Below are 19,870 nucleotides of genomic sequence, written 5' to 3'. Positions count from 1 at the left end.
CGAGGCCTGGTCCGGGACGGTCGCCGAGTCCGGGCTGCACCTACCGACGTCGGCAAGGGCGTCCGCGTCGAGGCCTGGTCCGGGACGGTCGCCGAGTCCGGGCTGCACCTACCGACGTCGGCAAGGGCGTCCGCGTCGAGGCCTGATCCCGCCGCACCGGCCTGGAGGCACGGCTGACGTCACAGACGTCAGCCGCGCCTCCAGCTGTCGGTACCGTTGGTCCGTGCCACGCTTCCTCGTCGTCCTCGATGCCGACTCCACGCTGCTCGAGGACGAGGTCATCGAACTGCTCGCCGACCACGCCGGGACCCGGCCACAGGTGCAGGCGGTGACGGAGCGCGCCATGCGCGGCGAGATCGACTTCGCCGAGAGCCTCCGGGAGCGGGTCGCGACCCTGGCGGGCCTCCAGGCCGACGTCTGCACCCGCGCGCAGCAGGCGATCCGCGTCACGCGCGGAGCCGAGGAGCTCGTCCGGGGCGTCCACGCCGCAGGCGGCACGGTCGGCGTCGTGTCCGGCGGCTTCCACGAGGTGCTCGACCCCTTCGCCGCGCGCCTCGGCCTCGACCACTGCCGGGCGAACCGTCTCGAGGTGGTCGACGGCGTGCTCTCCGGTCGGGTGCTCGGTGACGTCGTCGACGCCGAGGCGAAGGCCGAGACCCTGCGTGCGTGGGCCGGGGCGGACGACGTCCCGCTGTCGCGCACGGTCGCGGTCGGCGACGGCGCCAACGACCTGGTCATGATGGGTGTCGCCGCCCTGGGCGTGGCCTTCGACGCGAAGCCGCTGGTGCGCGAGCGGGCGGACGTGGCGGTCGTCGACCGCGACCTGTCCGCGGTGCTCGCGACGCTGGGCCTGCGGGGCTGAGCCGCACGCGCCGCGGAGCCGAGTCTCGCCTCCGCGGACACGTTCGCGGACTCCACGTCGCGAACGTGTCCGCCCAGCCGAGTCTCGAGGACGGTCCGAGCGGGCCGCCGGTCGGTGTCCGGGGCTAGTGCCCCATCCCGAGACCGCCGTCGACCGGGATCACCGCACCCGACACGTACCCCGCACCGTCGCTCGCCAGGAAGAGCGTGGCGTCGGCGACGTCGTCGACCGTGCCGTAGCGCGCCGCCGGGATCTGCTTCTTGAACTCGGCCTGCAGCTCCTCGGGCAGGGCCGCGGTCATGTCGGTCTGGATGAACCCCGGCGCGACGACGTTCGCCGTGATGCCGCGCGACCCGAGCTCGCGCGTGATCGAGCGCGCCATGCCGACCAGGGCAGCCTTGGACGAGGCGTAGTTGACCTGACCGACCTGGCCGTAGGCGCCCACGACGCTCGACATGAGCACGATGCGCCCGAACTTCGCCTTCATCATCCCCTTGGTCACGCGCTTGACGACCCGGAACGTGCCGGTCAGGTTCGTGTCGACGACGCTCGTGAAGTCCTCCTCGGACATGCGGAGCAGGAGCTGGTCGTTCGTGATGCCCGCGTTGGCGACGAGGACCTCGATCGGCCCGAGCTCGGCCTCGACCTGCGTGAAGGCCGCGTCGACCGAGGCGGAGTCGGTGATGTCCGCGGCGACGGTGAGCGCCCCCTCGGGTCCGCCCTGGCCGCTGCGGGAGGTCACGGCGACCCGGTGCCCGGCGGCGACGAAACGCGCTGCGAGGGCGTGCCCGATGCCGCGGTTGCCGCCGGTGATGAGGACGGTACGGGGGGTGGTCATGATCGCTCCGTTCGAGTGGTGGTGACGCGGTGTCCGCCGACCTGACGGCCGAGCCGTGGGCCGCTGGACACGCCCGGACGAGCGTACCGGAGCCGTTCCCCGCAGCTGTCCCCCGCGCGGCGGGGCAACTGTCGGTGGTCCGGGCTTAGGCTTGACCCTGGCGAATGGAAGAACACCGTATGAAGTCGACGCAGCGCCGGTTCCACGCGACGCACACCCACTCCGGGTCCACGCAGAGCATCACGTCCCTGCCGGACTCCCCCGAGCTGGACCGGGCGCACCGCCTGTCCAAGTACGTCTGGCAGATGGCCGTGCGCGTGGTGTGCTTCATCGGCGCCGTCCTCGTGTGGACGACCTGGCACACCTGGCTCGCGGTCATCCCGATCGTCCTCGCCGCGGTCATCCCGTGGGTCGCGGTCATCCTCGCCAACGCCGGCAACCACGCCGAGAGCGACATCGTCGCCCCGGCCGGAGCCATCGAGCTCTACGACGCCGTCGACCCCCGCCTCCGCGAGCAGCAGGAGGACGCCCGGGCCGAGGCCTACCGTGCCGAGCAGGAACGCCTCCGCGAGCAGGCCCAGCACGCGCAGGAGGAGTGGCAGCGGAACGGCGACCGCTCCCGTGTGTGGTCCGCGAAGTCCCGGACGCGCCGCTGATGGGGGCGACGTTCGACCTCTTCACGGAGCCCGGCGCGACACCGGTCTGCTCCCGGGCCGGCTGCACGAACACGGCCGAGTGGCGGATCAACTGGCGGAACCCGCGCATCCACGCCGTCGACCGCGTGAAGATCTGGGCGGCCTGCGAGGAGCACTGCGACTTCCTCGCCGACTACCTGCGCTCCCGCTCGTTCCCGGTCCGGGTGACCGGGATGCACGAGGACGTCGACAGCCTCGACGACGTCCGTGCGCGGGAGGACGCCCCGAAGAACGACGTCGGGGTGCGCTCCAGCGGCACCGGACGATGACGGACGAGTTCGACCCCAGCGCCCGCTACGGCCGGAAGCACGCCGCGAAGCTCCAGCGCGACGCCGCTCCCGGGTCCGTCCACGCGGACACCACCGACGGCCCGACGGTCGGCTGGCGGTTCGTCCGGAGCCGCCGCTGGCTCGGGTACTTCGCGATCGCCGTGGCCTTCGCGATCATCTGCACGCTCTTCGGGATGTGGCAGTGGGACCGGCGCAACGAGGCCGTCCGGCAGAACGAGCAGATCGCGCAGAACTACGACCACACGCCCGTGCCGCTCGACCAGGCGCTCCCCCGGGCCTCGTCGTGGACCGACGACCAACAGTGGCTCCGGGTCGAGGTCACCGGCCGGTACGACGTCGACGACCAGCTCCTCGTCCGCAACCGCGTGCACAACGGCCAGCCCGGGTTCGAGGTCCTCACGCCGCTCGTCACCGCCGACGGTCGCGCGTTCGTCGTCGACCGCGGGTGGGTGCCGACCGGCAACCGGCAGGACGCGCCGGACAGCGTCCCCGCTCCGCCGAACGGACAGGTGACGGTGATCGCGCGCCTGCAGCAGAGCGAGCCGCGCATCCCCGGCCGCACCGACCCCTCGCACACCGACCAGGTGCAGTCGGTGACGCTCGCCGACGTCGCGGGCAAGGTCGACGCCCCGATCTGGACGGGCGCGTACGGCCAGCTCGCCTCCGAGTCCCCCGCTCCTGCGGAGGTTCGGCCCCTGGGGTGGGACCGTCCGTCCGCGGACACCGGTCTGCACCTCAGCTACTTCATCCAGTGGTTCCTCTTCGCCGCCGGAGGATTCGGCTTCCTGGCCTACGTGATGGTGCAGGAGTACCGGAACCTCAACCAGGACGACCCCGAGGAGCGCGAGCGTGCCCTCGAACGGCAGCGGCGGAAGGACGCCAAGCCGAGGTCCGACGACGAGGTCGAGGACGAGCTGCTCGGCGCGCACCGCTGACGGATCGCGACCCCAGGACGAACGGGAGGCGCGGTGCCAGCCGGCACCGTCCTCCCTCGCAGGCTCGGTCGGCGCGCCCCGCGCAACGCTCCGCGTTGCCGTTGAGCGGTGCGCGCCCGTCCGTCAGAGGGTCGCTACGCCAGCTCGATGAGCTCCGCGTAGTCCTTGTTCCAGTGGTCCTCGGTACCGTCCGGCAGCAGCAGCACCCGCTCGGGGTTGAGCGCGTCGACCGCACCGGCGTCGTGGGAGACGAGCACCACGGCGCCCTCGAAGCCGGCCAGCGCGTTGAGGATCTCCTCGCGCGACGCCGGGTCGAGGTTGTTCGTGGGCTCGTCGAGCAGCAGCACGTTCGCGCCCGACACGACGATCATCGCGAGCGACAGCCGGGTCTTCTCGCCACCGGACAGGACGCCGGCCTTCTTGTAGCCGTCGTCGCCGGTGAACAGGAACGAACCGAGCACACGACGGGCCTCGGTCTCGTTGAGGTCCGTCGACGCCGACACCATGTTCTCGATCACCGTGCGGTTCACGTCGATGTTCTCGTGCTCCTGCGCGTAGTACCCGATCCGCAGGCCGTGCCCGGGCAGGATCTCGCCCGTGTCCGGTCGGTCCGCACCGGCCAGGATCCGGAGCAGCGTCGTCTTGCCCGCACCGTTGAAACCGAGGATCACCACGCGCGACCCTCGGTCGATCGCCAGGTCCACCCCGGCGAAGATCTCGAGCGAGCCGTACGACTTCGACAGCCCCTCGGCCATCAGCGGAGTGCGACCGCACGGTGCCGGCGTGGGGAAGCGGATCTTCGCGACGCGGTCGGCGACGCGCTCGTCCTCCAGTCCGGCGAGCAGCTTGTCCGCGCGCGCGACCATCTGGTGCGCAGCGGCAGCCTTCGACGCCTTCGCGCCGAAGCGGGCGGCCTGGTCCTTCAGGGTCGCGGCCTTCTTCTCGGCGCCGGCACGCTCCTTGCGGCGGCGCTCCTCGTCGGCCACGCGCTGCCGCTGGTAGAGCTTCCACCCCATGTTGTAGACGTCGATGGTCTGACGGTTCGCGTCGAGGTAGAAGACGCGGTTGACGACCTCGTCCACCAGCTCCACGTCGTGGGAGATGATGATGACGCCGCCGGGGTAGGTCTTCAGGTGCTCGCGGAGCCACACCACGGAGTCGGCGTCGAGGTGGTTCGTCGGCTCGTCGAGGATCATCGTCTCGGCGTCCGAGAACAGGATGCGGGCGAGTTCGATGCGCCGGCGCTGGCCACCCGACAGCGTCTTCAGCTGCTGGTCGAGGATGCGGTCCGGCAGCTTGAGGTTCGATGCGATCGACGCCGCTTCGGCCTCGGCAGCGTACCCGCCGAGCGCGTTGAACTGGTCGTCGAGCCGGCTGTACCGCCGCATGGCCTTCTCGGCCACGTCAGCGTCGTCGCTCGCCATGTCCAGCGTCGCCTGACGGATGCCCTCGACGAGCTCGCCGAGACCACGGGCGTCGAGGATGCGCTTGCGCGCGGTGTCCTCGGGGTTGCCCGAGCGCGGGTCCTGCGGCAGGTAGCCGATCTCCCCCGAGCGCTCGATCTTGCCGTCGGTCGGCTGCGACTCGCCGGCGAGGGCCTTCGTCATCGTGGTCTTGCCGGCGCCGTTGCGCCCGACGAGCCCGATCTTGTCACCCTTCTCGACGCGGAAGGACACGTGCTCCATGAGGAGGCGAGCGCCTACGCGGATCTCGAGGTCGTGCACGGCAAGCACAGGAGGACGTCCAATCAGTTGGTGATGTGCACAACGACGTGTGCGGGAGGTGCACCGCTACGCTGACGGGACCGATGGTCCTCGAACGGGACCAGCAGTCCATTCTAGGAGAATCCATGACGAACGCCACCGGGTTCGCTCGCCGCGCAGTCCTCGCCGACCGTCTTCGCACCTCGGGGCTCGCCACCGACGCCGCCCTGGTCGCCGGCGGCGCGCTGTTCACCGCCGCGATGGCACAGCTCCAGGTGCAGATGTGGCCGGTCCCGATCACCGGGCAGACCCTGGCCGTCGTGCTCGTCGGCGCCACGCTCGGCGCCCGACGCGGCATGCTGTCGCTGCTCGTCTACGCCGTCGCGGGCCTCGCGGGTGCACCGTTCTTCGCCGAGTTCTCCGGTGGTCTCGCAGCCCTGGCCTCGCCGAGCTTCGGCTACGTCATCGGCTTCGTGCCGGCCGCCGGCCTGGTCGGCTGGCTCGCCCGCTGGAACTGGGACCGGAAGGTCGGGCGTGCCACGGTCGCGATGCTCCTGGCGACCGCCGTCCCCTTCGTCACGGGCCTGCCCTGGCTCGCTGTGGTGCTCGGTCAGCTCGGCGCGCCGAACGACACCCAGTCGGTGCTCGCCGCCGGCCTCTACCCGTTCATCGTCGGTGGCGTCGCCAAGGCCCTCATCGCCGCCGGTGTCCTGCCCCTGGCGTGGAAGCTGGTCGGCCGCCGCTGACGCACCCGCACGACGACGGGCCCCGCACCTGCTGGTGCGAGGCCCGTCGCTGTTCCGACCCGGGCTGCTGTCTCCCTCCGCGAGCGAGCACGACACGCCGCGCGACGGACGCCGGGCGGGCGATGGGCGTCGCGGGGACCGGTCGAACGTGACGGATCGTGCGCACTCGGCGTGGCGGGCGCACCGCACCGACGACGGACGGGAGGCGCGGTGCCAGCTGGCACCGCGCCTCCCGTCCGTGCGTCGTGGCGGCTAGATCGAGAAGCCGAGCGCGCGCATCATCTCGCGTCCGTCGTCGGTGATCCGCTCCGGACCCCACGGCGGCATCCACACCCAGTTGATGCGGAACGCGTCGACGATGCCGTCGAGCGCGTTGGCGGTGTCGCCCTCGATGACGTCGGTCAGGGGGCAGCCCGCGCTCGTCAGCGTCATGCTGATCACGAGGGCGTTCGCCTCGTCGTCCATCGCGAGGTCGTAGATGAGGCCGAGGTCGACGATGTTGACGCCGAGCTCCGGGTCCTGGACCTCCTTGAGGCCCTCGACGACCTCGTCGAACTTCTCCGGGGAGAGTGCGGTGATCATCAGTTGCCCGCCGCTGCAGCCTGCACGTAGCGGTCGTAGCCCTCGTTCTCGAGGCGCTCGGCCAGCTCCGGACCACCCTGCTCGGCGACCTTGCCCGCGACGAACACGTGGACGAAGTCCGGCTTGATGTAGCGGAGGATGCGCGTGTAGTGCGTGATCAGCAGGACGCCGAGGCCGGTCGCTGCCTTCGCGCGGTTGACGCCCTCGGACACGATCTTCAGCGCGTCGACGTCGAGGCCGGAGTCGGTCTCGTCGAGCACGGCGAACTTCGGCTTGAGGAGCTCGAGCTGCATGATCTCGTGGCGCTTCTTCTCGCCGCCGGAGAAGCCCTCGTTGACGTTGCGCTCGGCGAACGACGAGTCCATCTTGAGGTCGGCCATCGACTGGCGCAGGTCCTTGACCCACCCGCGGAGTGCGGGGGCCTCGCCGTCGATCGCGGTCTTCGCGGTACGGAGGAAGTTCGACACCGTGACGCCGGGGATCTCGACCGGGTACTGCATCGCGAGGAACATGCCGGCGCGGGCGCGCTCGTCGACGCTCATCGCGAGGACGTCCTCGCCGTCGAGCGTGATCGAGCCGCCGGTGACGTTGTAGCGCGGGTGACCGGCGATCGTGTAGGCCAGGGTGGACTTGCCGGAGCCGTTCGGCCCCATGATCGCGTGGATCTCGCCCTCGTTGATGGTGAGGTCGACGCCCTTCAGGATCTCCTTGGTGCCCTGGTCGGTGTCGATCGAGACCTGCAGGTCACGGATTTCGAGAGTGGACATTGCGTTCCTTCGGTTACAGCTGCTGTGCGGCGTCAGCCGCGCGGGAAGAGTGGTGGTGTCGCTCAGTCGACGGGGACCGGGTCGTGCACGTCGACGTAGACGTCGCCGTCACGGACCTCGACCCGGAAGACCGGCACCGGCTCGTACGCCGGGAAGTTCTGCGGCTTGCCGGTGGCCAGCGAGAAGCGGGACCCGTGGGCCCAGCACTCGAGCGTGTCGCCCTCGACGAAGCCCTCGGCCAGGGAGATGTCCCCGTGCGTGCAGGTGTCACCGATCGCGTGCACGGCCCCGGCCGAGTCCTTCACGATCGCCACGGCAGTGCCGTCCACGACGACGCGCATCGGGCTGTCGACGGCGATCTCCGACTCGGCGCAGACCTTCTCGGCCATCAGGCGTCCGCCTGCTCGGCCTCGGGCTCCGCAGCGGCGACCACGGTCCGGCCGTCGGCGAGCTCCTGCTCGACCGCGGCGATCAGGCGCTCCTCGAGCTCGGGCGCGCCGATCTTCTGGATGACCTCGACCAGGAAGCCGAGCACGACGAGGCGACGTGCTTCCTCCTCGGGGATGCCACGGGCCTGCAGGTAGAAGAGCTGCTCGTCGTCGAAGCGACCGGTCGCACTGGCGTGCCCGGCTCCCTCGATGTTGCCCGTCTCGATCTCGAGGTTCGGGATGCTGTCCGCGCGCGTGCCGTCGGTGAGCACCAGGTTGCGGTTCTGCTCGTACGAGTCGGTGCCGTCACCGGCGCGCCCGATCAGCACGTCGCCGATCCAGACCGTGTGCGCACCCTCGCCCTGCAGTGCGCCCTTGTAGTTGACGCGGCCACGGGTGTTCGGGGCGTCGTGGTTCACGTACACCTGCTGCTCGATGTACTGCCCGGCGTCGGCGAAGTACACGCCGTACATCTCGGTGTCCGCACCCTGCGCCCCGAGGTGCGTCGAGGGGTTCACGCGGACGACGTCGCCGCCGAGCGAGACCACGACGTGCTTGAGGAAGGCGTCGCGACCGACCTCGGCGAACTGCGTCGACACGTGCACCGCGTCGTCGTCCCAGTCCTGCAGGCTGACGACCGTGAGCCGTGCGCCGTCACGGACGACGATCTCGACGTTCTCGCTGAGGAGCGCCGACCCGCGGTTGTCGATGACGACGATGCCCTGGGCGTGCTGCTCGGCCGTGATGACCGTGTGCGCCGCGCGGGCCTGCGTGCCGAAGTCCGAGCGGGTGATCGAGATCGACTCGTGCGCCTCGGTCGCCTTGACGGTGACCTTCAGCACCGCGTCGCGGGCGGTCCAGGCCGCCGCGGCCGCGCGGTCCTCGGGCAGGCCGGCGGTGCCGACGACCGGGTCGTCGCTGCGACCCCACTCGACGTCGGCCCCCTCGGTCTGGCGCGCCAGGAACGGGTAGGCGGAGCCGTCGAGGCCACCCTCGAGCAACGGCTGGAGCTTCGCGAGCGGCGCGAACTTCCAGTTGACCTCGCGGCCGGTCACCGGCGGGAACGCGTCGAGGTCACCGGACTGCGGCCGCTCGGACCGGGTCTGGACCGGGACCTTCGCGTCCCAGCCGCCGTCGGAGTGCGCGCGGGCACCGTGCTGGTCGGTGCCCTGCGTGCTGCGTGCGGACGGAGCCTGCTGGCCCTGTGCGACGGCCGAGGGCTCGACCGGCTGGTCGATGCGCGGTGCGGGGGTGGCCCCGTCGGTGGGTGTCGGGTTGGTGCTGGTGTTCGACATCTAGCCGACGGATCCTTCCATGCTCATCTCGATGAGCTTGTTGAGTTCGAGCGCGTACTCCATCGGGAGCTCGCGGGCGATGGGCTCGATGAACCCGCGGACGATCATGGCCATGGCCTCGTCCTCCGGCATGCCGCGCGACATGAGGTAGAACAGCTGCTCCTCGCTCACGCGGGAGACCGTGGCCTCGTGGCCGAGCTGGACGTCGTCGACGCGGATGTCGATCGCCGGGTACGTGTCGCTGCGGCTCACCGTGTCGACGAGCAGCGCGTCACAGCGGACCGTGTTCGCGGCGTGGTGCGCGGCCGGGTCGACGCGGACCTCACCGCGGTAGCCGGCGCGGCCGCCGCCACGGGCGATCGACTTCGAGACGATCGACGACGTCGTGTACGGCGCCATGTGGATCATCTTCGCGCCGGCGTCCTGGTGCTGGCCCGGACCGGCGAACGCGACGGACAGGGTCTCGCCCTTGGCGTGCTCACCGGCGAGGTAGATCGACGGGTACTTCATCGTGACCTTCGACCCGATGTTCCCGTCGATCCACTCCATCGTCGCGCCCTCGTGCGCGATCGCGCGCTTGGTGACGAGGTTGTAGACGTTGCTCGACCAGTTCTGGATCGTCGTGTAGCGCACGCGGGCGTTCTTCTTCACGATGATCTCGACCACGGCGGAGTGCAGCGAGTCCGACTTGTAGATCGGGGCCGTGCAGCCCTCGATGTAGTGGACGTAGGAGTCCTCGTCCGCGATGATCAGCGTCCGCTCGAACTGGCCCATGTTCTCGGTGTTGATCCGGAAGTAGGCCTGCAGCGGGATCTCGACGTGCACGCCCTTCGGGACGTAGACGAACGAGCCACCGGACCACACGGCGGTGTTCAGCGCGGCGAACTTGTTGTCGCCGGCCGGGATCACCGAGCCGAAGTACTCCTCGAAGAACTCCGGGTGCTCGCGGAGCGCCGTGTCGGTGTCCATGAAGATGACGCCCTGCTGCTCCAGGTCCTCGCGGATCTGGTGGTAGACGACCTCGGACTCGTACTGGGCGGCGACACCGGCGACGAGGCGCTGGCGCTCCGCCTCGGGGATGCCGAGGCGCTCGTAGGTGTTGCGGATGTCCTCCGGCAGCTCTTCCCAGGTCTGGGCCTGCTTCTCGGTGGACTTCACGAAGTACTTGATGTTGTCGAAGTCGATGTCCGACAGGTCGGCACCCCACGACGGCATGGGCTTGCGGTCGAACAGCGTCAGCGCCTTGAGGCGGAGCTTGTGCATCCACTCGGGCTCGTTCTTCCGGGCGGAGATGTCGCTGACCACCTCGTCCGACAGACCACGGCGCGCGGACGCGCCGGCCGTGTCGGAGTCGGACCAGCCGAACTCGTACTGGCCGAGCCCTTCGAGTTCTGGACGGTCGATGAGCACGTCGGACATGGTCTCCTCGTTTCCTTCTCGCGGCAGCGTCTGTCGGGACAACCCGTGACGTCCGGACGCCATTCCACCGCGGACCTCCGACAGGAGTCCCACGGCGTTGCTGCCTCGCAACGTCGATGGTCCCACGCAGTCGTCCGACCGATCGGCGATCACGGCCCATTCGGAGCCGGCGCCTGCCTAGACTTGACTGCTGCTGAACCCTCGAATCCTACAGGTTCACCGCACGGAACAACAGGAAGGCACCACCCTCGTGACTCGCGTCGGACCCACCGTCGAGCAGGGCGTCCGCCCCGGCACCCGCACGCCGCGGTGGTGGTCCCTCCCCCGCGCCGTCGACCCCCGCGTGATCTGGCTCGCCTGGGCGTCCTTCGTCGTCGAGGTGGTGCTGATCGGCACCGGCGGCCTCGTCCGCCTGACAGCGTCCGGCCTCGGCTGCCCGACGTGGCCGAAGTGCACCGCCGAGTCGCTCGTGTCGACCCCGGAGATGGGGATCCACGGCGTGATCGAGTTCGGGAACCGTCTGCTCACCTTCGTGCTGGTGGTGGTCGCGGTCGCGATGTTCCTCGCCGTCGTCCGCATGCGCCGCACGCGCCCCGAGCTCTTCTGGCTCGCCTTCGCCCAGGGCATCGCGATCCCGGTGCAGGCGGTGATCGGCGGCCTCAGCGTCCTCACGAACCTCAACCCGTTCGTCGTCGGGCTGCACTTCGTGGTGTCGACGACGCTCGTCGCGGTGACGGCGACGCTCGTGTACCGCTCGATGAACGGTCCGCGCACCGCGGTGCGGCTCGTCCCGGGCTGGTACACCGGCCTCGTCCGCGGCACCGTCGTCGCGGTGGTCGTCACCGTCCTGGTCGGCATCCTGACCACGGGCTCCGGGCCGCACGCGGGTGCGAGCGAGGCGGTCGACGGTGGCCGTCTGCACCGCACCGGGTTCGACCCGCAGCTGATGGAGCACCTGCACGCCATCCCGGCCTACGCGCTGTTCGCGCTGACGCTGGCGCTCGTCGTCGGCGCGGTCGTCCTCCGGCTGTCGAGCCGCTGGGCCCTCGTCCTGCTCGTCGTCGAGTTCGTGCAGATCGCCGTCGGCCTGACCCAGGCGCGCACGGGCCTGCCGGTCGGCCTGGTGGGGACCCACATGGTGCTCGCCGGACTCCTCGTCGGTGCGGTCACCGTCGTCGTGCTCAGCACGCGCGGCAGCGCCGGTCGCCAGGCCGCGCGGGAGCGCATCACCGCCTGACGCGGTCGTCCGCCGCCCTCCGACGTCCCACGCGTCGCCTCCGTCCCGAGCGCCGACGCGTGGGACGTCGTCGTCCGCACGGCTCCGGCACCGTGACCACGCACAGAACGCCGGCGTCGGCGCAGGACGCCTCCGACCACCCGGGACGCCTCCGGATCCGGCACCGTCTCGCGCAGGTGCGACCGTCTCGTGCGGACGCCGCCGTCCCGCACCTCGGCACCGGACCGGCCACGATGCGGACGGGAGGCGCAGCACCGCCCGCCCCGCGCCTCGGCACCGGACCGGCCACGGTGCGGACGGGAGGCGCAGCACCGCCCGCCCCGCGCCTCCCGTCCGACGCCCGGTCGCGGCCGCGCGTCTGCTGCGACATCCCCGTCGTCGTACGACAGCGGCATCGTCGCTGGGCGCACTCGCCTCGCGCAGCCCGCGTCACGCGCAGGCTCCCGCGACATCCCCGTCGTCGTACGACAGCGGCGTCGTCGCGTCAACCGACGCCACCCGGGTCGACGCGGGCACGCACCCCGCCCACCCGACCCGCGAACGCCCGACCCGGGACCGCCCGCGCTGCGCCCTGACGCACGGAGCGCCGCCGGCAGACCGGCGGCGCTCCGTGCGCGGGCGACGAACCCGGGCTAGATCGTGAAGGTGAAGACCTGCGGCAGCAGCGGGTCGATGCCCACCGCGATGAACAGCAGCGTCAGGTAGGTGATCGAGCTGTGGAACACCCGCATCGGCTGGACCTGCTCCACGTGCTGGATCGCCCGCGAGTACAGCCGGTGCGACTCGACGACGAACCAGATGCCGCCGGCCAGGGCGACGACCGTGTACAGCGGCCCCATGTGCGCGACCGGGATGAGCAGCAGCGAGCAGACGAGCGTCGCCCAGGCGTAGAGCACGACCTGCAGCCCGACGACCGTGCGCCCGCGCACGACCGCGAGCATCGGCACGTCGGCGGCGTCGTAGTCGTCGCGGTACTTCATCGACAGCGGCCAGTAGTGCGGCGGCGTCCAGAGGAAGATCACCATGAAGAGGATGATCGGCGCCCAGGTCAGCGACCCGGTGACACCGGCCCAGCCGATGAGCACCGGCATGCACCCGGCGGATCCGCCCCAGACGATGTTCTGCGGGGTGCGGCGCTTGAGCCAGAGCGTGTAGACGCAGACGTAGATCAGGATCGCGACGACGCTGAGCGCGGCGGCCAGCCAGTTCACCAGGAAGCCGAGGACGGCGGTCGACAGGACGGCGAGCGTCCACGAGAACACCAGTGCCTCCTTGTCGGAGAGCTCACCGGTGACCAGGGGGCGCTGGCTGGTGCGCTTCATCAGCCGGTCGATGTCGCGGTCGATGTAGCAGTTGAAGGCCGAGGCCGACCCTGCCGACATCGCGCCACCGAGCATCGTCCAGAACACGAGCCAGAGGTCCGGGACCCCGCGCTCCGCCAGGAACATCGTCGGAGCGGTCGTGACGAGGAGCAGCTCCATGACCCGGGGCTTCGTCAGCGAGACGTACGCGCGGACCTTGCGGGACAGCGTCGAGCGGGGTCGATCGGTGTCGGGCCGGGTCGCGGTGGCAGTCAACAGGGGAACCTCAGTCCGTTCGCGTCAGCTCGCACGCTCGGTGGGCGGCTCCGTCACCGTCGGGGCGTGCGTCGACCCGGAATGCACACGGGTCGACACCAGTTTAGGCCATCGAGGCGCCGCGAGGATGCCCCGCCTCGCCGACCGGGCCGGCTGCCCGACACGGCACCGTCGTCACCTGGACACCTTCTGAGTGCGTGGTCACTATGCTGGACACGCCCTCCCGCATCGTGTGCCCCGAAGACGTCGGCCGCGAAGAGCCGGTCGGCCGCCGCTCGACGGCGACACGACACACGGCCCCGGGACGGCGATCATGTCCGTGCGATGGCACGAGCCCTCGCACATGTCGCAACAACGAAGGGTCAACATCCAAGTGGCTGAATTCACCTGGGACGCCATCGACCGGAAGGCCGTCGACACGGCACGCGTCCTCGCCGCCGACGCGGTCGAGGCCGCCGGCAACGGTCACCCCGGCACCGCGATGAGCCTCGCGCCGGTCGCCCACCTGCTCTTCCAGAAGGTGATGCGTCGCGACCCCAGCGACTCCACCTGGATCGGCCGCGACCGCTTCATCCTCTCCGCCGGTCACGCCTCGATCCTGCAGTACGTGCAGTTCTACCTGCACGGCTACGGCCTCGAGCTCGAGGACCTGCAGCACCTGCGCAAGTGGGGCTCGAAGACCCCGGGTCACCCGGAGTACGGCCACACCGACGGTGTCGAGATCACCACCGGCCCGCTCGGCCAGGGCCTCGCCTCGGCGGTCGGCTTCGGCTACGCGCAGCGCTTCGAGCGCGGCCTGTTCGACCCGGAGACCGCCGACGGCGAGTCGCCCTTCGACCACTTCACCTACGTGATCGCCGGTGACGGTGACATGCAGGAGGGCGTCACCAACGAGGCCGCGAGCCTCGCGGGCCGTCAGCAGCTCGGTCGCCTGGTCGTCTTCTACGACTCGAACCAGATCTCGATCGAGGACGACACCGACATCGCGTTCTCCGAGGACGTCGCGGCCCGCTACGAGGCCCTCGGCTGGCACGTCCAGCACGTCGACTGGAAGAAGACCGGCGAGTACTCCGAGGACGTCGAGGAGCTCCACCGCGCCGTCGAGGCCGCCAAGGCCGAGACGACCAAGCCGTCGCTCATCGTCCTCAAGACGATCATCGGTTGGCCGTCGCCGACCAAGCAGAACTCCGGCAAGATCCACGGTTCGGCGCTCGGTGCCGACGAGCTCAAGGGCCTCAAGGAGGTCCTCGGCTTCGACGCGGACAAGACCTTCCACGTCGACCCGGAGGTGCTCGAGTACACCCGCGGTGCGATCACCAAGGGCCAGGCCGAGCACGCCGAGTGGACGAAGACCTTCGACGCGTGGGCTGCGGCCAACCCGGAGAAGAAGGCCATGCTCGACCGCATCAACGCGGGCGAGCTCCCCGAGGGCCTCGAGGAGGCGCTGCCGGTCTTCTCCACCGAGAAGGCCGTCTCGACCCGCGCCGCCTCCGGCAAGGTCATCAACGCCATCGCGCCGCTCATGCCCGAGTTCTGGGGCGGTTCGGCGGACCTCGCCGAGTCGAACCTGACCACGATCGAGGGCGCGAAGTCCTTCGGTCCGGCCGAGGCGTCGACGAAGACCTGGAGCACCGACCCGTACGGCCGCGTGCTGCACTTCGGCATCCGCGAGCACGCGATGGGCTCGATCCTGTCCGGCATCGTCCTGCACGGGAACACCCGCCCCTTCGGCGGCACGTTCCTCATCTTCAGCGACTACATGCGTCCGGCGGTCCGTCTCGCCGCGCTCATGAAGGCGCCGGCGATCTACGTCTGGACCCACGACTCCATCGCCCTGGGCGAGGACGGCCCGACGCACCAGCCGATCGAGCAGATCACCGCGCTCCGTGCGATCCCGGGTCTCGACGTCGTCCGTCCGGCCGACGCCAACGAGGTGTCGTACGCGTGGCTCGAGATGCTCAAGCACAAGGACCGTCCGGCCGGCATCGCGCTGAGCCGTCAGAACCTCCCCGTCTTCGAGCGTGGCGAGGGCGACGCCTCCGGCGAGACGCTCGCCTCGGCGAAGAACGTCGCGAAGGGCGCGTACGTCCTGGCCGAGGCGCCGAACGGCACCCCGGACGTGATCCTCATCGCGACCGGTTCCGAGGTCCAGATCGCGGTCGATGCGCGTGAGCAGCTCAAGGGCGAGGGCATCAACGCCCGCGTCGTGAGCGCCCCCTCGCTCGAGTGGTTCTTCGAGCAGTCGGAGTCCTACCGCGAGCAGGTCCTGCCGAAGGCCGTCACCGCGCGCGTCTCGGTCGAGGCCGGCATCGCGATGAGCTGGCGCGACATCGTCGGCGACAAGGGCCGCAGCGTGTCGATCGAGCACTTCGGTGCATCGGCCGACTACCAGCGCCTGTTCGCCGAGTTCGGTTTCACCACCGAGCACGTCGTCGCCGCCGCCAAGGAATCGATCGCAGCGTCCTGACCCACGAGGGGCCGGATCCGGTACGCCGGGTCCGGCCCCTCTGCCGGGAGGCACGCGGCGGTCCCGCCACCGCGCCTCCCGGCCCACAGACCACGACACACACGGCCCTGGTCGCCTCCGCGCACCGGGCCGGTCGACGAAAGAAGAAGAGAAACCATGGCTGAGAACACCCCCACCGCCGCCCTCTCCGAGGTCGGCGTCAGCATCTGGCTCGACGACCTGTCGCGCGAGCTGCTCGAGACCGGCAAGCTGACCGAGCTCATCGAGCAGAAGAACGTCGTCGGCGTCACCACGAACCCGACGATCTTCGCGTCGGCCCTCGCCAAGGGCGAGCGCTACGACTCGCAGGTCAAGGAGCTCGCGGCGAAGGGCACCGACGTCACCGAGGCGATCTTCGAGATCACCACGCAGGACGTCGCGAACGCGTCCGACGTCTTCAAGCCGATCTACGACGAGACCAAGGGCTTCGACGGCCGTGTCTCGATCGAGGTCGAGCCGGGCCTCGCCCACGACACCCAGAAGACCATCGAGCAGGCCAAGTTCCTGTTCGAGAAGGTCGGTCGCGAGAACGTCCTCATCAAGATCCCCGCGACGCTCGAGGGCCTCGAGGCCATCACCGAGGTCATCGGTGCCGGCATCTCGGTCAACGTCACCCTGATCTTCTCGCTCGAGCGCTACCGCGCCGTCATCGACGCCTACCTCGGTGGCCTCGAGAAGGCCAAGGCCGCGGGCCACGACCTCTCGAAGATCCACTCGGTCGCCTCGTTCTTCGTGTCGCGTGTCGACTCCGAGATCGACAAGCGCCTCGACGCCGCGGGCACCGACGAGGCGAAGGCCCTCAAGTCGAAGGCCGGCATCGCCAACGCGCAGCTCGCCTACCAGGTCTGGACCGAGCAGTTCGCCACCGAGCGTGCCCTCGGCCTGCTCGAGTCCGGTGCCAACACGCAGCGTCCGCTGTGGGCCTCGACCGGTGTCAAGGACCCGTCGCTGCCCGACACGCTCTACGTGACCGAGCTCGCCGCGCCGAACACGGTCAACACCATGCCGGGCAAGACGCTCGACGCGACGTTCGACCACGGCGAGATCCACGGTGACGCCATCGCCGGCTCGTTCGACGACGCGCAGCAGGTCATGGACCAGATCGCTGCCGCCGGTGTCGACTACGACGACGTCGTCGCGCTGCTCGAGAAGGAGGGCGTCGACAAGTTCAACGTCTCCTGGGGCGAGCTCGTCGACACGGTGAAGACCGCGCTCGAGAACAGCAAGTAAGCACGACCGGAGCCTGCGTCCAGAGGACGGGACCGCCGTCACCCGGACGCAGGCACCCCCGGTCAGGACCCGACCGCCGGAGCCGCGACGCGCCTCCCGGCCGGACCTGACCACCACGACGGCGGAGTCGCCGCTGCCCCCGCAGCGCAGCGCTCCGCCGTCTCCGTTCGACCCACAAGGAGTCCACACTCATGTCACCGGTGGCGATCACCCCGGAGCACAACCCGCTCCGGTTGCCGACCGACCGACGTCTGAACCGGATCGCGGGGCCCAGCACCCTCATCATCTTCGGCGTGACGGGCGACCTGTCCCGCAAGAAGCTGATGCCCGCGGTCTACGACCTGGCGAACCGAGGGCTCCTGCCCCCGGGCTTCGCACTCGTCGGGTTCGCCCGGCGCGACTGGGAGGACCAGGACTTCTCCCAGCTCGTGCACGACGCGGTCCGGGACCACTCCCGCACCCCCTTCGACGAGGCCGTCTGGAAGCAGCTCGAGCAGGGCATCCGCTTCGTGCAGGGCTCGTTCGACGACCCCGAGGCCTTCCTCGAGCTGAAGCGCACCGTCGACGAGCTCGACGCGGAGCGCGGCACGCTCGGCAACCACGCCTTCTACCTCTCCATCCCGCCGAAGATGTTCCCGGTGGTGACCGAGCAGCTCAAGGTCTCTGGACTGACCGAGAAGCGCGAGGGCTCCTGGAGCCGCGTGGTCGTCGAGAAGCCGTTCGGCTCCGACCTCCGCACCGCGCGCGAGCTGAACGCGATCGTCGAGAGCGTCTTCGCGCCCGACGACGTGTTCCGCATCGACCACTACCTCGGGAAGGAGACCGTCCAGAACCTGCTGACGCTCCGGTTCGCGAACCAGATGTACGAACCCATCTGGAACTCGAACTACGTCGACCACGTGCAGATCACGATGGCCGAGGACATCGGCGTCGCCGGTCGGGCCGCGTACTACGACGGCATCGGCGCAGCGCGCGACGTCATCCAGAACCACCTGCTGCAGCTCCTCGCGCTCACCGCGATGGAGGAACCCGTCTCGTTCAAGGCCGCTGACCTGCGCGCCGAGAAGGAGAAGGTGCTCTCCGCCGTGCGCCTGCCCGAGGACCTCGCCACGGCGACGGCACGCGGCCAGTACGACGGTGGCTGGCAGGGCGGCGAGAAGGTCCTGGGCTTCCTCGAGGAAGCGGGGATGGACCCCGAGTCCACGACCGAGACCTACGCGGCGATCAAGCTCGACATCGCGACCCGCCGCTGGCAGGGCGTCCCGTTCTACCTGCGGGCGGGCAAGCGCCTCGGCCGTCGCGTGACCGAGATCGCGATCGTCTTCAAGCGCGTCCCCGAGGACGTCTACGGCAACACGCAAGCACCCCTCGGGCAGAACGCGCTCGTCATCCGTGTCCAGCCGGACGAGGGCGTCACGCTCCGCTTCGGCTCGAAGGTCCCGGGCGTCGGCACGCAGGTGCGCGACGTGACGATGGACTTCGGCTACGGACACGCGTTCACCGAGGCCTCGCCGGAGGCGTACGAGCGACTCATCCTCGACGTGCTCCTCGGCGACCCTCCCCTGTTCCCCCGTCACCAAGAGGTGGAACTGTCGTGGAAGATCCTCGACCCGATCGAGGCGTTCTGGGCCACGCAGGGCCAGCCCGAGCAGTACCGTCCCGGCACGTGGGGTCCGGCGTCCGCCGATGCCCTGCTCGCCCGCGACGGCCGGACCTGGAGGCGTCCATGAAGATCGACCTGCCGAACACCACGGTCTCGAAGATCCAGAAGAAGCTCGTCCACATCCGCGAGGAGGGTGGCGCCGTCGCCCTCGGCCGCGTGCTGACGCTCATCATCTCGACCGCCCTCGGGCACGAGGAAGAGGCGATCTCGGCCGCGAACCAGGCGTCGCGCGAGCACCCGATGCGGGTGATCATCGTGTCGAAGAACGACGGCGACACGAAGTCCCCCGGTCGGCTCGACGCCCAGATCCGCGTCGGCAGCGATGCGGGCGCGAGCGAGGTCATCGTCCTCCGTGCGTACGGCGAGACCGCGACGGACGAGGAGAGCCTGGTCACCGGTCTCCTCCTGTCCGACGCCCCCGTCGTCGCATGGTGGCCGCAGGCCGCTCCGGAGCAGCCGGCAGCGTCCGCGCTGGGCCGGATCGCGCAGCGTCGCATCACCGATGCCGCCGCGCAGAAGGACCCGAACAGCGCGATCGAGGCGCTCGGGAAGTCCTACGTGCCGGGTGACACCGACTTCGCGTGGACCCGCCTGACGCTCTGGCGGAACCAGCTCGCCGCGGCGCTCGACCAGCCGCCGTACGAGCCCGTCACCGGTGTCGAGGTGTCCGGTGCGAGCGACAGCCCGTCCACGATCCTGCTCGCCGCGTGGCTCCAGCTGCAGCTGCAGGTGCCGGTGTCCGTCGTCACCTCGCCGCGGGCCACCGGGTCGAGCGGCATCCACGGGGTCAAGCTCGAGCGTGCCTCGGGCACGATCGACCTCGAGCGCTCGCTCGTCGACGTCGCGACCCTGTCGATGCCCGGGCAGCCGACGCACGACCTGTCGCTGCCCCGACGGAACCTGCGCGACTGCCTCGCAGAGGAACTCCGTAGACTCGACGCGGACGTCCTCTTCGGAGACGTCGTCAAGCACGGGGTGCCCCAGCTGCGCGAGTCCATCGCCGGCTGAGCACCGCACACGGCCGGGGTCCGGGCGGCGGTCGACACGACCGCCGCCCGCCCCGGTCGGACCGAAGGCGGTCGCACCGGTCGGCCGCC

Annotated in this window: 18 protein-coding genes; 10 read left to right on the top strand and 8 right to left on the bottom strand. The window is 70.2% G+C overall.

The window, feature by feature from the left end:
• Positions 1-223: 223 nt before the first annotated feature.
• The gene (gene serB, locus ACH0A8_RS05865; RefSeq protein WP_406906798.1) at positions 224-862 is read left to right on the top strand and encodes a phosphoserine phosphatase SerB; all 639 of its coding nucleotides are present in this window, start codon (positions 224-226) and stop codon (positions 860-862) included.
• A gap of 124 nt (positions 863-986) precedes the next feature.
• Here serB and fabG read toward each other — a convergent pair whose 3' ends face one another.
• Positions 987-1,700, bottom strand: a complete 714-nt coding sequence (fabG, locus tag ACH0A8_RS05860; RefSeq protein ID WP_406906797.1) for a 3-oxoacyl-ACP reductase FabG — start codon at positions 1,698-1,700, stop codon at positions 987-989.
• A 164-nt stretch (positions 1,701-1,864) separates the two neighbouring features.
• Between fabG and ACH0A8_RS05855 the strand changes: the two genes are divergently transcribed.
• Genes ACH0A8_RS05855 through ACH0A8_RS05845 form a run of 3 tightly spaced genes read left to right on the top strand, consistent with a single transcriptional unit; the run spans position 1,865 to position 3,620 of the window.
• On the top strand, positions 1,865-2,356 hold the full coding sequence (locus ACH0A8_RS05855) for a DUF3099 domain-containing protein (protein WP_271825684.1): 492 nt from the start codon (positions 1,865-1,867) through the stop codon (positions 2,354-2,356).
• Entirely contained in the window at positions 2,356-2,664 is a 309-nt protein-coding gene (locus ACH0A8_RS05850) for a hypothetical protein (RefSeq protein WP_081985298.1), read from the top strand. Before ACH0A8_RS05855 ends, ACH0A8_RS05850 begins: the two co-directional genes overlap by 1 nt.
• The gene (locus ACH0A8_RS05845) at positions 2,661-3,620 is read left to right on the top strand and encodes an SURF1 family protein (protein WP_406906796.1); all 960 of its coding nucleotides are present in this window, start codon (positions 2,661-2,663) and stop codon (positions 3,618-3,620) included. Before ACH0A8_RS05850 ends, ACH0A8_RS05845 begins: the two co-directional genes overlap by 4 nt.
• A gap of 134 nt (positions 3,621-3,754) precedes the next feature.
• On the opposite strand, the gene ACH0A8_RS05840 is transcribed toward ACH0A8_RS05845, so the two are convergent.
• Positions 3,755-5,353: an ABC-F family ATP-binding cassette domain-containing protein gene (locus ACH0A8_RS05840; RefSeq protein ID WP_066654400.1), complete on the bottom strand. Its 1,599-nt coding sequence runs from the start codon at positions 5,351-5,353 to the stop codon at positions 3,755-3,757.
• A gap of 116 nt (positions 5,354-5,469) precedes the next feature.
• Between ACH0A8_RS05840 and ACH0A8_RS05835 the strand changes: the two genes are divergently transcribed.
• Positions 5,470-6,069, top strand: a complete 600-nt coding sequence (locus ACH0A8_RS05835) for a biotin transporter BioY (RefSeq protein ID WP_406906795.1) — start codon at positions 5,470-5,472, stop codon at positions 6,067-6,069.
• Positions 6,070-6,321: 252 nt separating this feature from the next.
• Here the strand turns inward: ACH0A8_RS05835 and ACH0A8_RS05830 are convergent, their stop codons facing one another.
• The 5 genes from ACH0A8_RS05830 to sufB all read right to left on the bottom strand — a co-directional run bounded on the left by ACH0A8_RS05830 (position 6,322) and on the right by sufB (position 10,560).
• Positions 6,322-6,651 carry a metal-sulfur cluster assembly factor gene (locus tag ACH0A8_RS05830; RefSeq protein ID WP_022902786.1) on the bottom strand — a complete coding sequence of 110 codons (330 nt, stop codon included), beginning with the start codon at positions 6,649-6,651 and terminating at the stop codon, positions 6,322-6,324.
• Positions 6,651-7,418, bottom strand: a complete 768-nt coding sequence (sufC, locus tag ACH0A8_RS05825) for a Fe-S cluster assembly ATPase SufC (RefSeq protein ID WP_066654406.1) — start codon at positions 7,416-7,418, stop codon at positions 6,651-6,653. Before sufC ends, ACH0A8_RS05830 begins: the two co-directional genes overlap by 1 nt.
• A 62-nt stretch (positions 7,419-7,480) precedes the next feature.
• The gene (locus tag ACH0A8_RS05820; RefSeq protein WP_081984870.1) at positions 7,481-7,807 is read right to left on the bottom strand and encodes a non-heme iron oxygenase ferredoxin subunit; all 327 of its coding nucleotides are present in this window, start codon (positions 7,805-7,807) and stop codon (positions 7,481-7,483) included.
• Complete coding sequence (sufD, locus tag ACH0A8_RS05815) at positions 7,807-9,141, bottom strand: Fe-S cluster assembly protein SufD (protein ID WP_311205435.1); 1,335 nt, start codon at positions 9,139-9,141, stop codon at positions 7,807-7,809. Before sufD ends, ACH0A8_RS05820 begins: the two co-directional genes overlap by 1 nt.
• Entirely contained in the window at positions 9,142-10,560 is a 1,419-nt protein-coding gene (sufB, locus tag ACH0A8_RS05810) for a Fe-S cluster assembly protein SufB (protein ID WP_066654410.1), read from the bottom strand.
• Positions 10,561-10,810: 250 nt separating this feature from the next.
• Here sufB and ACH0A8_RS05805 point away from each other — a divergent pair, with 250 nt between their 5' ends.
• On the top strand, positions 10,811-11,797 hold the full coding sequence (locus tag ACH0A8_RS05805) for a heme A synthase (RefSeq protein ID WP_251159784.1): 987 nt from the start codon (positions 10,811-10,813) through the stop codon (positions 11,795-11,797).
• A gap of 632 nt (positions 11,798-12,429) precedes the next feature.
• Here the strand turns inward: ACH0A8_RS05805 and ACH0A8_RS05800 are convergent.
• The gene (locus ACH0A8_RS05800) at positions 12,430-13,374 is read right to left on the bottom strand and encodes a heme o synthase (protein WP_066654411.1); all 945 of its coding nucleotides are present in this window, start codon (positions 13,372-13,374) and stop codon (positions 12,430-12,432) included.
• Between the two features lie 373 nt (positions 13,375-13,747).
• Here ACH0A8_RS05800 and tkt point away from each other — a divergent pair, with 373 nt between their 5' ends.
• The 4 genes from tkt to ACH0A8_RS05780 all read left to right on the top strand — a co-directional run bounded on the left by tkt (position 13,748) and on the right by ACH0A8_RS05780 (position 19,781).
• Complete coding sequence (gene tkt / locus ACH0A8_RS05795) at positions 13,748-15,841, top strand: transketolase (protein ID WP_209682499.1); 2,094 nt, start codon at positions 13,748-13,750, stop codon at positions 15,839-15,841.
• A gap of 156 nt (positions 15,842-15,997) precedes the next feature.
• Positions 15,998-17,110 (top strand): transaldolase, encoded by a 1,113-nt coding sequence (gene tal / locus ACH0A8_RS05790; RefSeq protein ID WP_066654417.1) that lies wholly within the window; start codon positions 15,998-16,000, stop codon positions 17,108-17,110.
• A gap of 191 nt (positions 17,111-17,301) precedes the next feature.
• Entirely contained in the window at positions 17,302-18,840 is a 1,539-nt protein-coding gene (zwf, locus tag ACH0A8_RS05785) for a glucose-6-phosphate dehydrogenase (protein ID WP_271825696.1), read from the top strand.
• Positions 18,837-19,781, top strand: coding sequence for a glucose-6-phosphate dehydrogenase assembly protein OpcA (locus ACH0A8_RS05780; RefSeq protein ID WP_066654421.1), 945 nt, complete (start codon positions 18,837-18,839; stop codon positions 19,779-19,781). The genes zwf and ACH0A8_RS05780 overlap by 4 nt, the downstream gene beginning before the upstream one ends.
• Positions 19,782-19,870 lie beyond the last annotated feature (89 nt).

This window comes from Curtobacterium sp. 179-B 9B NHS (genome assembly GCF_045370965.1).
Classification (GTDB): domain Bacteria; phylum Actinomycetota; class Actinomycetes; order Actinomycetales; family Microbacteriaceae; genus Curtobacterium.
Note: the sequence above shows the minus strand (reverse complement) of the source record. Positions and strands in the feature narration are given on the sequence as shown.

Excerpts from the sequence above, each read along its gene's own strand:
- fabG (WP_406906797.1), bottom strand. The coding sequence starts at position 1,700 with ATGACCACCCCCCGTACCGTCCTCATCACCGGCGGCAACCGCGGCATC.
- ACH0A8_RS05830 (WP_022902786.1), bottom strand. The coding sequence starts at position 6,651 with ATGATCACCGCACTCTCCCCGGAGAAGTTCGACGAGGTCGTCGAGGGC.
- ACH0A8_RS05835 (WP_406906795.1), top strand. The coding sequence starts at position 5,470 with ATGACGAACGCCACCGGGTTCGCTCGCCGCGCAGTCCTCGCCGACCGT.
- sufC (WP_066654406.1), bottom strand. The coding sequence starts at position 7,418 with ATGTCCACTCTCGAAATCCGTGACCTGCAGGTCTCGATCGACACCGAC.
- ACH0A8_RS05855 (WP_271825684.1), top strand. The coding sequence starts at position 1,865 with ATGGAAGAACACCGTATGAAGTCGACGCAGCGCCGGTTCCACGCGACG.
- zwf (WP_271825696.1), top strand. The coding sequence starts at position 17,302 with ATGTCACCGGTGGCGATCACCCCGGAGCACAACCCGCTCCGGTTGCCG.
- ACH0A8_RS05850 (WP_081985298.1), top strand. The coding sequence starts at position 2,356 with ATGGGGGCGACGTTCGACCTCTTCACGGAGCCCGGCGCGACACCGGTC.
- ACH0A8_RS05820 (WP_081984870.1), bottom strand. The coding sequence starts at position 7,807 with ATGGCCGAGAAGGTCTGCGCCGAGTCGGAGATCGCCGTCGACAGCCCG.
- sufD (WP_311205435.1), bottom strand. The coding sequence starts at position 9,141 with ATGTCGAACACCAGCACCAACCCGACACCCACCGACGGGGCCACCCCC.
- ACH0A8_RS05780 (WP_066654421.1), top strand. The coding sequence starts at position 18,837 with ATGAAGATCGACCTGCCGAACACCACGGTCTCGAAGATCCAGAAGAAG.
- ACH0A8_RS05845 (WP_406906796.1), top strand. The coding sequence starts at position 2,661 with ATGACGGACGAGTTCGACCCCAGCGCCCGCTACGGCCGGAAGCACGCC.
- sufB (WP_066654410.1), bottom strand. The coding sequence starts at position 10,560 with ATGTCCGACGTGCTCATCGACCGTCCAGAACTCGAAGGGCTCGGCCAG.
- tal (WP_066654417.1), top strand. The coding sequence starts at position 15,998 with ATGGCTGAGAACACCCCCACCGCCGCCCTCTCCGAGGTCGGCGTCAGC.